Source organism: Bacillus cereus group sp. BfR-BA-01355 (assembly GCF_022663675.1).
GTDB lineage: Bacteria > Bacillota > Bacilli > Bacillales > Bacillaceae_G > Bacillus_A > Bacillus_A thuringiensis_S.
In genome coordinates this window covers 1-12,598 of the sequence record NZ_JAKUFY010000135.1, presented here as the reverse complement: position 1 = coordinate 12,598, position 12,598 = coordinate 1, and the positions used below count along the sequence as shown (strand labels likewise).

Genomic DNA, 12,598 nt, shown 5'->3' with positions numbered 1-12,598 from the left:
GAAAAATCGTTAATATAATTTCACGTACTGTCAGTGTTTTATCACTTTTTAATTAAACTAACACATCAAAAGTAGTCACGAACGACGGACGAGAGAAAATACTCTTTTGCTGTTCGGCATGTGGATGCGCTTGAGCCTGAGGTGTTCCTTCTGCTTGCGTGGGACGTTTTTTATGAGCGTTTTCGAATGAACGTGATTCTGTCCAGTCTTTAAAGTTTTGCTCTGTTTCCCACATCGTTAAGATGACATATGTATCGTTACTTAATGGGCGTAGAACACGGATCGCTTGGAATCCTGGTTCGTTTTCAATAAGGCCTGCACGGTTTTTAAAGCGGTTTTCAAATACTGGGCGACCTTCGTCTGTGACAGAAATGTTGTTACAAACGATATAGCCAGATTGTCCTTTAAATTCACCGACAGCATCTAGTACGTCATACTGAAGTGAGCCTTCTACAGATTCTTCTGTATTTTCTTTATAAAACATATTTTTCTCATCATTTTTTGCAGTGAAATGTGATTGTTCTAGAGGTGTTTCGTATGAAATAATAGCCTTCATTTTAATGCCCCCTTAATAGTTTGTTTCTATTATATCAACTCTCTTAAAAAACTTCGAAGATTATATACATAAAGATACTTCTTTTTCAAATAATAAATGTACCATCATTTGGAAAGAAGGCCGATGTATGAAGAAAGTAAAGTGGACTTTATTAGGTGGCGTCGCAACGTTTATAGTAGCGATTGTACTCTATAAACTTATCGTGTTAGCTGGTGGCTATATGATGGATGAAAAGCAGCTCGTTTTCCACTCTTCATCACGTATCGTTGACCAGAAAGGGAAAGAAATTACGAAATTATACGTAGAAAATAGGGAGCTCGTACCGATCGAGCAAATTCCGAAGTATGTGCAGCAGGCGTTTGTTGCGGTGGAAGATTCTCGTTTTTATGAGCATCAAGGAATTGATTATCCGTCTATATTCCGTGCTCTTTATAAAGATACGTTAGCTGGAGAAAAGCTAGAGGGCGGTAGTACCATTACGCAGCAACTCGCTAAAAATGTCTTTTTAACTCGTGAAAAAACATTTACGCGCAAATTGAAGGAAGTCGCAATTTCTCTTCAATTAGAGCAAAAATATACGAAGCAACAAATTCTTGAAATGTATATGAATCATATTTATTTTGGTCATGGGGCTTACGGTATTCAAGCAGCAGCAAAGCTGTATTTTAATAAAAATGTTGAGGATTTAACAGTAGAGGAAGGGGCAATGCTTGCAGGTCTTCCGAAGTCACCAAACGGATATTCACCGTACTACTCTGCAGAGAAGAGTAAGGAACGCCGCGATCTCGTGTTGTCACTTATGCATAAACAAGGCTATTTGACTGCAGAAGAAAGCGTTCGTTATCAAGGGAAGATAATTGCTCTATATAAAAACTTAGATGAAAATGAGCTTGCATATATGCCGTATATTGATATGGTCATAGATGAAGCCGCTCGTTTATACGGGTTGTCTCATCAAGAAGTACTTCGCGGAGGATATACGTTTGTCGTACCTATGGATGAAAAAATTCAAAAGGTAGCGTATAACCAGTTTCAAGATGCAAGGAATTTTCCTGGGAAAGAAGAGGGGGCTCAAGGTGCATTTTTATTAATGGATAATCGTACGGGAGGGATTAAAGCGGCGATTGGGGGAAGAAAGTACGTCCCGAGAGGATTTAATCGTGTTTTTGCCAAAAGGCAGCCCGGATCTGTTTTAAAACCACTTATCGTTTATGCACCAGCACTAGAAACGAAAAAGTATAATCCGTATTCTTTATTAACGAATGAAAGAAATTCTTTTGAAGGGTATGAACCTCGAAATTATAATCATGAGTATTCAAAAGAAATGACGATGTATGATGCGATTCTAGAGTCGGCAAACGTACCAGCAGTTTCTCTATTAAATGAGTTAGGGGTAGAAGAAGGAAAGCAATATTTAGAAAAAGGAAATGTTCATATTGCAGATGCTGGTTTAAGTATAGCACTTGGCGGATTGAAAAATGGTGTTTCAACATTTGATCTTGTAAAAATGTATCGTTCATTTTTAGCGAATGGCAATATTATTGAGCCGCACGTTATTGATAAAGTATTAAATAGACACGGTGCAGTCATTGGGGAATCACCGAAAGTAGAGACGAAAATTTTTTCGAAACAGACGGCATGGTATATGACGAAAATGTTAGAAGGAGTTGTGAAGGAAGGGACAGCGAGAGCAGGTGTATATAACGGTGCGTTAGCTGGAAAAACGGGTACAACTTCATTGCCAAATGACGATAAGGGAGCAAGAGATATGTGGTTCGTCGGCTATACACCGAACTTAGTAGGCGCTGTTTGGATTGGTTATGACCGTACGGATAAGGAACATCAGTTGCAAGGAGAAAGTGCATCTGCGACAAAATTGTTTAAGAAAATTTTAACGAAGGCTAATGTAGAACATAAAGAGAAGTTTATGAAGCCTGAAGGTGTGGAAACAATCGGTGCTCCGATTCGGCTGCGTAGAATTGAAGATGTAAAAATGAAACTATCATTTAGCCCTTTCGGTTTATTTAAAGCAAAATTAAGTTGGACGCCACTTCCAGATAACAGAATTATGTACCGAATCTATAGAGTGGAGAACGGAATTCATACGCATGTTAGCACTGTAAATGGTGCTGGAGAATATGAGGAAAAGTTCGTTAACATATTTTCAAAACCGAGCTTTTACGTTGTACCATACAATACACAAACGAATCGCGAAGGAGAAAAGTCAAAAGTAGCTAAACCATAGTTTTTCTCTGTGTTATAATAAGAATGTTGTGAAAATAGTAAGCGTTTTTACGAATATTTGTGTCAATTTAATGAACAACGTACATAATATTATGCATTTTGTTTTTACAAGCTGTATAGTAAAAAAAGATAAATATCGAACGTATTCGAAGCATTGGTAAGGAAGGGAGCAAGGGTCTTGGTAAGAACTATAAATGAGACATTTTTAAAAGCATGTAGGGGGGAACGTACCGATTATGTACCAGCATGGTATATGCGTCAAGCAGGTCGTTCACAGCCGGAATATAGAAAGATTAAAGAAAAGTATTCTTTATTTGAAATTACACACAATCCAGAGTTATGTGCTTACGTTACAAAATTGCCGGTTGATCAATATAACGTAGACGCAGCAATTCTTTATAAAGATATTATGTCACCACTACCTGCAATTGGTGTGGATGTAGAAATTAAATCAGGTATTGGGCCAGTTATTGATAACCCAATCCGTTCTTTACAAGACGTAGAAAAACTAGGGGAAATTAATCCGGAAGATGATGTACCGTACATATTAGATACAATTCGTTTATTAACGACAGAAATGTTAGACGTACCGTTAATCGGTTTTTCAGGGGCTCCATTTACATTAGCGAGCTATATGATTGAAGGCGGTCCATCTCGTAACTACCATAATACGAAAGCGTTCATGTATGCAGAGCCGAAAGCTTGGTTCGCTTTAATGGATAAGCTAGCAGATATGGTTATTACATATTTAAAAGCGCAAATTAACGCAGGAGCAAAAGCAGTTCAAATTTTCGATTCTTGGGTTGGAACAGTAAATGTAGCAGATTACCGCGTATTTATTAAACCAGCAATGGAGCGTATTTTTGCAGAAGTTCGCCCTATGGGTGTACCGATGATTATGCACGGCGTAGGAGCTGCACACTTAGTGAATGAGTGGCACGATTTACCGCTTGATGTAGTAGGCTTAGATTGGCGCTTACCGATCGAAGAGGCGCGCGCACGCGGCGTTCATAAGGCGGTACAAGGAAATATGGACCCTTCATTCTTACTTGCACCATGGTCTGTTATTGAAGAACATGTAAAAGGTATTTTAGATCAAGGGATGAAACAGCCTGGTTATATCTTTAACTTAGGACACGGTGTATTCCCAGAAGTAAATCCAGATACATTAAAACGTTTAACTACATTTATTCATGAATACTCTAAAGGGCAGTTAGCGAAGTAAAGGAGAATTGCTGTATGAAAAAGAAAATTGGTTTGCTTGTAATGGCATACGGAACGCCATATAAAGAAGAAGATATTGAACGTTACTATACACATATTCGCAGAGGAAGAAAGCCAAGTCCTGAAATGCTAGAAGATTTAACAGAGCGTTACCGTGCAATTGGTGGTATTTCTCCTTTAGCTACTATTACATTAGAGCAAGCTAAGAAGTTAGAGAAGCGTTTAAATGAAGTACAAGATGAAGTAGAGTACCATATGTATCTTGGTTTAAAACATATTGAACCGTTTATTGAAGATGCGGTGAAAGATATGCATAACGACGGAATACAAGATGCAATCGCACTTGTTCTTGCACCTCACTATTCTACGTTTAGCGTGAAATCATACGTTGGACGAGCACAAGAAGAAGCTGAGAAACTTGGGAACTTAACAATTCACGGCATCGATAGCTGGTATAAAGAGCCGAAATTCATCCAGTACTGGGTTGATGCAGTGAAAGGTATATATAACGGTATGTCAGATGCAGAGCGTGAAAAAGCAGTATTAATCGTATCTGCACATAGCTTACCAGAGAAAATTATTGCAATGGGCGATCCATATCCAGATCAATTAAATGAAACAGCTGATTATATCGCGCGCGGAGCTGAAGTAGCAAACTATGCAGTAGGTTGGCAAAGTGCAGGAAACACGCCAGATCCTTGGATTGGTCCGGATGTACAAGATTTAACGAGAGAACTAAATGAAAAGTACGGTTATACTTCATTCGTATACGCACCAGTTGGATTTGTTGCGGAACATTTAGAAGTTTTATATGACAATGACTTTGAGTGTAAAGTTGTGACAGATGAAATCGGCGCGAAATATTATCGTCCAGAAATGCCAAATGCATCGGACGCATTTATTGATTGCTTAACAGATGTTGTATTAAAGAAAAAAGAATCTGTATTGTAAAAAGAAAGGGGGAGCATGCTTGAGGAAAAAAGTTGTAGTCATCGGCGGTGGCATCACAGGATTAACAACAATGTATAACTTGCAAAAAGAAATTCATAACAAGAACTTGCCGATCGATACATTACTGATAGAAGCATCGGGTAAACTTGGCGGGAAAATTCAAACCGTTCGAAAAGATGGATTTACAATTGAACGCGGGCCGGATTCTTTCTTAGCACGAAAAGAAAGTGCAGCTAGATTAGCGCGAGAATTAGGTCTTGGCGATGAACTTGTAAATAATAAGGCCGGTCAATCATTTATCCTCGTAAACAATCGGTTACATAAAATGCCGAGTGGATCGATGATGGGAATTCCAACGCAAATTACGCCGTTTCTATTTTCCAAGCTGTTCTCCCCAATTGGTAAACTAAGAGCTGGTTTTGATCTGTTAATGCCGAGATCAAAACCAGTATCTGACCAATCACTCGGGCAGTTTTTCAGACATCGCCTCGGAAACGAAGTGGTTGAAAATTTAATAGAACCATTACTATCGGGTATTTATGCAGGGGATATTGATGAAATGAGCTTAATGTCAACATTCCCGCAAATGTATCAAATTGAGCAGAAGCATCGCAGTATTTCACTCGGCATGCGTACACTTGCCCCGAAAAAAGAGACATCTGAACCGAAAAAAGGAATCTTTCAAACAGTGAAAACAGGCTTAGAATCTATCGTAGAATCTCTCGAAATGAAGATGCATGAAGGTACGATAATAAAGGGAACACGCATTGAAAAAATTGCAAAACTTGGTGATGGTTATACGATTGCTCTTAGTAACGGAAAAGAAATAGAAGCGGACGCGGTCGTAGTGGCAACATCACATAAAGTATTGCCATCTATGTTCGCGCAGTACAAGCAGTTTCGTTTCTTCCGCAACATTCCGTCCACATCAGTTGCGAATGTGGCAATGGCTTTCCCGAAATCAGCCATTCAGCGCGATATTGATGGAACAGGATTTGTCGTATCCCGAAATAGCGATTACACAATTACAGCATGTACGTGGACACATAAAAAATGGCCACATACAACGCCAGAAGGAAAAACGCTTCTTCGTTGTTACGTTGGACGACCTGGTGATGAAGCAGTTGTAGAACAAACAGAAGAGGAACTTGTTAGGCTTGTACTAGAAGACTTACGAAAGACGATGGATATTACAGAGGATCCAGAGTTTACAGTCGTAAGCCGCTGGAAAGAAGCAATGCCCCAATATACAGTAGGTCATAACGAGCGAATGAAGAAACTCACAACATTTATGGAAAAAGAGTTGCCAGGAATATACTTGGCAGGTAGTTCTTACGCTGGTTCTGGTCTTCCGGACTGTATTGATCAAGTTGAGAAAGCTGCAAAGCGTGTACTATCTCATTTGGAGAAAGTAATGGATACCGAATTAATTGCACAATAAAGTGAAACGCCTTCAATCACATTGAAGGCGTTTCGTTACTTATTCACCAATAAACATATATAAATTATTTGGCTTTATAACGGTATCCCCTGCATAAATAACCCACTCTGTTAAGTTAGCAAAATCTAACTGATAACTATTTCCTTCACTCATATCTTTTATAAAATATGGTTCATTAATGAGTATTCCTTGAATAAAATCTTCCGTAATGTTTTGCATTTCAAACCACATATGTTCACTTTTTCCTTCTTCGTAGGAGACACCAAACTTAGCGAGGAAACGAAAATCTTCATTCAATTGTTCAATGTGAAAAATGTTGCTGAAATACCCGAAAGTATTTTCCGCATTGTAAGCCATACGATCGGTTTCACTATTTGTTTTATAGAACATGAGCCCTGTAGCTTCCTCGTGTTCTTTGAAAAAACTTTCAATATATTCTTCTGAAGCATTTAATTTGAATAAGAGAACGGATGGAGATTGATGGTATTCATCTCGGTCATCCATTCCGCCAAGAAATATATTTTGTGCATCTATTGGTTGTAGTTTCACTTCTTCATCCTCGATTGAAGATAATTGATCCATACTCGTTTTATGCCCAATATAAGATAATCCTTTTTCCCATGGAACAGCTACTGTATGTATAGAACCTTGCTGACTATGCGCGATTACGATAGGCTCATTCATAGGGACTTGTCCATTCTCAACGGCATTATTAGCAAATGTTTGAAAAAGATCGCCAATGCCGTAGTAGGACGAAATGCGATTTGGAATAATTAATTCTATTTCTGTTACACCTGCTCTTAAAAGACCATGTGTATGAAACCAATATTGCGTAGGCTCACCTTCTTTATCGTCTTCATAAACAGAATGAATAACGTACAAGTCAGGAATGTCAGGTAATAATTCATTTTCAACGTGATATTCAATATAACTTCTAGATATTACTTTCATTGCTGCACTTGAATCGATTACAAATAACAAGTCTGGAGCGAGGTTCCATAAAAACTGTAACTGCTGGAAAAAGCAGTCCAGCACATCGCCTACAAATAGTGTACGAGTGAAAATTTCAGTGCCATAAGCAGCATCTTCAAAATTACGATCTACGATTGTAGAATCTTGTCTATTGTACATTTTATATTCTTCTGGATCGCTCGTTTCATCAATATGCAGTTCATACGGTATGATTGTTTCATCCATATGTAACTCAACAATAAGGCTTGTCTCATCACTGTAAACAATTTTTAATTCATCCACTTTAGTAGAGATAGTCTCTAGCCGCTGTTTTAACTGTTCAATCGTAATCCTAGTTGGTATAACAGCAATCATATCTGAAAAATGACGTTCTAATGTTCCATTCATAGCTGCGCGGTATGTTTCTGTTTGCACTTCCATCCAATCACTCCTATTCAAATGAATCCATTTTACATGCCAATGAAATTTCGATATTTTTTGTTTTCTCTCTCTAACATTATAGAGCGCATTCGTAGAAGGTGTAAAATTATTATTTTGTATTATAGTTTGAAAGCTTGTAAATTAAATAAATTTTTTGTAAAACTTGTCGAAATGTAGTTCTATATAACGAATCATTTGATATGATAGAAATGCTGAGAAAATATGAAATAGGGAGAGGAAAATGACTGTGAAGAAATTGTTAAGTGTCTTTTTATCATTCATACTATTGCTTTCATTTACTGGAACTTTAGTACAAGCAGAAGAAACGACTTCTATGTCAGTAGAAAAAGCAATTCAAGTATTTAAACAGCAAGGGAAAACGAAGGGAATAGTGGAAGGATATATCGTTGGATATACGCAAAGTCCTTCTAAATACACGAAAGATCCGGCTAAGTTTGATGATACAAACGTAGCAATTGCGGATTCGCCAAATGAAACGAATCCAGACAAAATCATGCCTGTTCAGTTGCCAAAGGGTGATGTGAGAGCGGCAGTAAACGTGAAAGATCATCCTGAAAATATCGGGAAGAAAGTTAGTTTAACAGGGACGCTTGAATTATATTTTAGTAGCCCAGGTTTAAAATCGGTAACAGCTCATAAGTTTCAAGGGGAAGGACAAAACCGTGTTAGCGATGTAGTAGCTTCGCCTGGTAGTGGAGAAGTTGCGAAGGGAACAGCGGTAACATTAACAACGAATACAGAAGGAGCAACAATCTACTATACGTTAGATGGCTCTAACCCTACAAATAAGAGTGTTCGTTATAACGGACAAATTGTAGTGAATGAAAATAGTGTGATTAAAGCAATCGCAGAGAAAGAAGGGCTTACTTCTTCAGCGGTTTCAACATTTTCATTTATTATCGTAAATAATGAACCAGTTCGTATTCATGATATTCAAGGGAAATCACATGTTTCTCCTTACAAAGGGAAGAAAGTATACAATGTGGAAGGCGTTGTAACAGCACTTGATAAAAATGTTTTTTATATAGGAGATAACCAGCCGGATAATGATCCAGCTACGTCAGAAGGTATGTACGTATACAAAAAAGATGCGAATGTAGCGGTAGGAGATCTTATTCAAGTTGATGGAGAAGTAGAAGAATATGTTGGACCTGGGTATGCAGAAAGGTTTGACACAGATTTAACGACGACGGAAATTAAAGCGAGCCGCGTTGCTGTAATCGCAAAAGATCAACCTTTACCAGCACCGATTGTACTTGGAGAAAACGGTGTGAAAATCCCAGATCAAATTATCGATAATGATGCATTCGGCTTATTTGATCCAACTGAAGATGCAATCGATTTTTATGAAAGTATAGAAGGTATGCGCGTTACGATGCCAACGCCAAAAATTATTGCACCTCAGAAAAACGGAAATTTATATGTAACAGTAGAAAATGGCGGAAATAAAGTCGTAACGAAATACGGCACACCTGTATTAGACGAAAATCAATTAAACCCAGAGCGTCTTTCTGTAAAAGTCCCTCGTGATTATGTAGCAAAAGTAGGAGATACTTTCACTGGAGATATAACAGGGGTAGTCGGATATGATTACGGTTCGTTCCGCATTTCGCCAATAACAGAATTACCATCAGTAGTGGACGGTGGATTTAAGCAAGTAGGGGCGAATATTCAGCCTCGTCTTGATAAGTTAACAGTTGCTACATATAACATTGAAAACTTCTCGGCGAATAAAAAAGAAACAACAGATGAAAAAGTAAAAGCGTTAGCGTATTCTATTAAATACAATTTAAAAATGCCAGATATTATCGGTGTAGAGGAAATGCAAGATAATAATGGAACGATTAATGACGGTACAACAGATGCTTCATTAAGCGCAAAACGTATCATTGATGCAGTTCTAGAAATTCGTGGACCAAAGTATGAGTATGTAGAAATTGCTCCGAACAATAATCTAGACGGAGGAGCACCAGGAGCGAATATTCGCGTCGGTTTCTTCTACAACTCATCACGCGTGAAATTAGTAGCAGTACCGAAGTTACTTGATAAAAATGTCGTTCGCATTGGAGACGAAAATCCATTATTTGAAAGTACACGTAAACCGCTTGCAGCAGAATTTACGTTCCAAGGACAAAACGTTGTTGTCGTTGCAAATCACTTAAACTCAAAAATAGGAGATGCAACGCCATTTGGAAAAGTGCAGCCGCTCGTATTAAAGAGTGAAGAAAAACGAATTCAATTAGCGCAAGAAGTAAATCAATTCGTACAAGGAATTCAGAAAAAGAACACGAATGCACCAGTTGTTGTGTTAGGAGATATGAACGATTTTGAGTTCGCTAAACCACTAAAAACACTAGAAGGAACAAACTTAAAAAATATGTTAAACACAGTGCCGAAAGAGAACCGCTACACGTACATTCATGAAGGAAATGCACAAGTGTTAGATCATATTTTAGTAACAAACAACATCGCACCGCACACAATTGTAGATCCAGTACACTTAAACTCAAACATTATGAAAGAACATGGACGTGTAAGTGACCACGACCCAGTACTTGCTCAAATCGATTTGAAGAAAGCTTCTTAAATAGTCATGAAAGAACGCTTAGAGATATACTGAGCGTTCTTTTTCTGTAAAAATCATGTTAAAATTAATTGAAAATTCAGCTTTTTATAATGAGGAGGTTAAAGATGCAAGCGTGGTTAAATGGAAAATTAATGAATCAGCTTGCGATTTTGTTTAGTACAATCGTCATGCTCCAATTTGTAGCGGAGGTAACAGGACTTACTCAAAATTTGGATATTACATATAACTTAATACATACAGCATCGTCCTATGTAACGTTTAGTTTGGCAGTCATTTTTACTTTAATAGGTGCAAGAAGAGCATTAAGTACATATGCAATTATTTTATTATGTTCAGTTGTAGGTATTAAAGCGATTTATTTTGCGGCGGTCGTTATTTTATGGGGATTGGCAGGTACGCCGTAAAGGGGGATGACTATATGAGTAATGATAATAAGAGCGTAATCCTCTAAGCTAACTTAGGGAATTACGCTCTTATTCATTCAATTATTTAGTCTGAAATTGCTTGAAACGATTTTCTACACCGTTCTCTTTTTTGCAATCTTCTTCTATATTTTTTTCTATCCCGCTTTACTCCTTGTATATACATGAATAAGCTAACGAGAAGGAAGAAAGCACATTGCATCGTTAAAATGTACGGTGACATGCCTTGCAATGGTTGTTTCGGATCATATAAATGAATAGGTGCTCCGCCTATTGAAGGAAATATTGTATTTAGCAGGACGTACGGAATGGAGGCAACTGCAAATGGAAAGAGAATTGCCATATAGTCCTTTTGTGACCATACAGATGCAGCAAGTCCTAAAAGGGCCATTAAACCTGCAAATAAAAAATTAATTCCGATATATACAGTAATGTAAGTGAGAGGTGCATCGAAATATAGGTTTGCAAACATTCCGTCATCATTTATGATGCCTGAACCTGCCGTAGGTTCTCCGTCTGGAATAGTTAATTTGCAAAATAATAACGATAAGATGAATGGAAATGTATAAAGAAATCCTCCGCAAAAAAACGTAACGATATATTTCATTACTGAATAAGGAAATAAAGAAATCCCCTTACTGACAAACGGTTTAAAACCATCTGACTTATCCGAATTGTAACTTGTACTAAAGGGAAAACTCGCAATAACTGGCATTAATAATAAATAAACATCCATTTCATTGTCGCGAAATCCGATCCATTTTATATCTGTTGAAATAGGCCCACTCGCAGCGTCTCCTAAATAACGAATGACATAGTAATAGTGATAAATACAAATAAGAACGAATCCACTAAACATAATAATTAAAGAAATACGACTACAAAAAGCTTGCTTTATATTTAAACGAAGCGCACGCATCATGACTGAAAAAGCCTCCACTATTTTGATAAACTTGTCTATTTTCTATATTACTATTAAATGTAAAGATTTTCTTGTTTTTTTATTTGATTATTTGAAAAAAGGGAAATTTGTTGTTGTTAAGTAAGGTTTAACTGAAACTTTATTTTCTAAAATATGGTTGACAATTAAGTATTACATTTGTAATCTTAATTGTAGATTACAAATGTAATATGAAGGAGTGAAATGTTTATGACAAATCAATTACCTAAAATATCTGAAGCTGAATTAGAAATTATGAAAGTACTTTGGTCTAACTCTCCACAAACAGCGAATGAAATTATAGAAGAACTAGAAGATGCAATGGATTGGAAACCGAAAACAATCCGTACATTAATTAATCGGTTAGTACAAAAGGAAGCTGTTTCTTACCATCAAGATAAAGGGCGCATGTATGCTTATTATCCGTTAGTATCACAAGATAATTATTTACAAGTTGAAACAAAATCTTTGCTAAAGCGTTTTTGCGGCGCAGCGTTTAAGCCATTACTTGTTAATTTCTTAAAAGAGGAAAAATTGTCTTCAGAAGATATTAATGAACTGAAACGCATTTTAGATGAGAAGACAGAGGAGAACAAGAGGAAGGATAGATAACAATGATAGACACGCTTATAAATGTATACCTTCCTCATTTTTTTGATTGGCTTATAGAAACGTCACTTATGGCTAGCATATTAGTTGGATTTATTTTATGTATAAAAGTACTATTTAGAAATAAATTAACGCCCCGATGGCAATATATGCTGTGGATCGTACTAATGATAAGACTCCTTTTACCATGGTCACCAGATAGCTCTTATAG

11 protein-coding genes are annotated in these 12,598 nt (G+C 37.1%); 8 read left to right on the top strand and 3 right to left on the bottom strand.

Annotated features, from left to right (window positions below):
• Nucleotides 1–52: 52 nt before the first annotated feature.
• Nucleotides 53–556, bottom strand: coding sequence for a heme-degrading monooxygenase HmoB (gene hmoB / locus MR167_RS27830; protein ID WP_242315998.1), 504 nt, complete (start codon nt 554–556; stop codon nt 53–55).
• 127 nt (nt 557–683) lie between these two features.
• On the opposite strand from hmoB, the gene MR167_RS27825 reads away from it, so the two are divergent.
• The 4 genes from MR167_RS27825 (at nt 684) to hemY (ending at nt 6,416) form a co-directional block, all read left to right on the top strand.
• Entirely contained in the window at nt 684–2,801 is a 2,118-nt protein-coding gene (locus MR167_RS27825) for a transglycosylase domain-containing protein (protein ID WP_242315996.1), read from the top strand.
• Between the two features lie 177 nt (nt 2,802–2,978).
• Nucleotides 2,979–4,025, top strand: coding sequence for a uroporphyrinogen decarboxylase (gene hemE, locus MR167_RS27820; RefSeq protein ID WP_000252609.1), 1,047 nt, complete (start codon nt 2,979–2,981; stop codon nt 4,023–4,025).
• A 14-nt stretch (nt 4,026–4,039) separates the two neighbouring features.
• Nucleotides 4,040–4,975, top strand: coding sequence for a ferrochelatase (hemH, locus tag MR167_RS27815; RefSeq protein ID WP_200462553.1), 936 nt, complete (start codon nt 4,040–4,042; stop codon nt 4,973–4,975).
• Nucleotides 4,976–4,994: 19 nt separating this feature from the next.
• The gene (hemY, locus tag MR167_RS27810; protein ID WP_242315994.1) at nt 4,995–6,416 is read left to right on the top strand and encodes a protoporphyrinogen oxidase; all 1,422 of its coding nucleotides are present in this window, start codon (nt 4,995–4,997) and stop codon (nt 6,414–6,416) included.
• Between the two features lie 39 nt (nt 6,417–6,455).
• Here the strand turns inward: hemY and MR167_RS27805 are convergent, their stop codons facing one another.
• Nucleotides 6,456–7,808: a DUF4026 domain-containing protein gene (locus MR167_RS27805; RefSeq protein ID WP_242315992.1), complete on the bottom strand. Its 1,353-nt coding sequence runs from the start codon at nt 7,806–7,808 to the stop codon at nt 6,456–6,458.
• A 241-nt stretch (nt 7,809–8,049) separates the two neighbouring features.
• Between MR167_RS27805 and MR167_RS27800 the strand changes: the two genes are divergently transcribed.
• On the top strand, nt 8,050–10,416 hold the full coding sequence (locus tag MR167_RS27800; protein WP_242315990.1) for a DUF6359 domain-containing protein: 2,367 nt from the start codon (nt 8,050–8,052) through the stop codon (nt 10,414–10,416).
• A gap of 104 nt (nt 10,417–10,520) precedes the next feature.
• The gene (locus tag MR167_RS27795) at nt 10,521–10,820 is read left to right on the top strand and encodes a hypothetical protein (RefSeq protein ID WP_098130001.1); all 300 of its coding nucleotides are present in this window, start codon (nt 10,521–10,523) and stop codon (nt 10,818–10,820) included.
• An 85-nt stretch (nt 10,821–10,905) separates the two neighbouring features.
• On the opposite strand, the gene MR167_RS27790 is transcribed toward MR167_RS27795, so the two are convergent.
• Complete coding sequence (locus MR167_RS27790) at nt 10,906–11,760, bottom strand: hypothetical protein (RefSeq protein WP_048559624.1); 855 nt, start codon at nt 11,758–11,760, stop codon at nt 10,906–10,908.
• A gap of 228 nt (nt 11,761–11,988) precedes the next feature.
• Here MR167_RS27790 and MR167_RS27785 point away from each other — a divergent pair, with 228 nt between their 5' ends.
• Entirely contained in the window at nt 11,989–12,390 is a 402-nt protein-coding gene (locus MR167_RS27785) for a BlaI/MecI/CopY family transcriptional regulator (RefSeq protein ID WP_000184503.1), read from the top strand.
• Nucleotides 12,391–12,392: 2 nt separating this feature from the next.
• Nucleotides 12,393–12,598: M56 family metallopeptidase (locus MR167_RS27780; protein ID WP_276575832.1), on the top strand; the 206-nt coding region annotated here is incomplete at its 3' end.

Excerpts from the sequence above, each read along its gene's own strand:
- MR167_RS27800 (WP_242315990.1), top strand. The coding sequence starts at position 8,050 with ATGACTGTGAAGAAATTGTTAAGTGTCTTTTTATCATTCATACTATTG.
- hmoB (WP_242315998.1), bottom strand. The coding sequence starts at position 556 with ATGAAGGCTATTATTTCATACGAAACACCTCTAGAACAATCACATTTC.
- MR167_RS27795 (WP_098130001.1), top strand. The coding sequence starts at position 10,521 with ATGCAAGCGTGGTTAAATGGAAAATTAATGAATCAGCTTGCGATTTTG.
- MR167_RS27805 (WP_242315992.1), bottom strand. The coding sequence starts at position 7,808 with ATGGAAGTGCAAACAGAAACATACCGCGCAGCTATGAATGGAACATTA.
- MR167_RS27790 (WP_048559624.1), bottom strand. The coding sequence starts at position 11,760 with ATGATGCGTGCGCTTCGTTTAAATATAAAGCAAGCTTTTTGTAGTCGT.
- MR167_RS27825 (WP_242315996.1), top strand. The coding sequence starts at position 684 with ATGAAGAAAGTAAAGTGGACTTTATTAGGTGGCGTCGCAACGTTTATA.
- MR167_RS27785 (WP_000184503.1), top strand. The coding sequence starts at position 11,989 with ATGACAAATCAATTACCTAAAATATCTGAAGCTGAATTAGAAATTATG.
- hemH (WP_200462553.1), top strand. The coding sequence starts at position 4,040 with ATGAAAAAGAAAATTGGTTTGCTTGTAATGGCATACGGAACGCCATAT.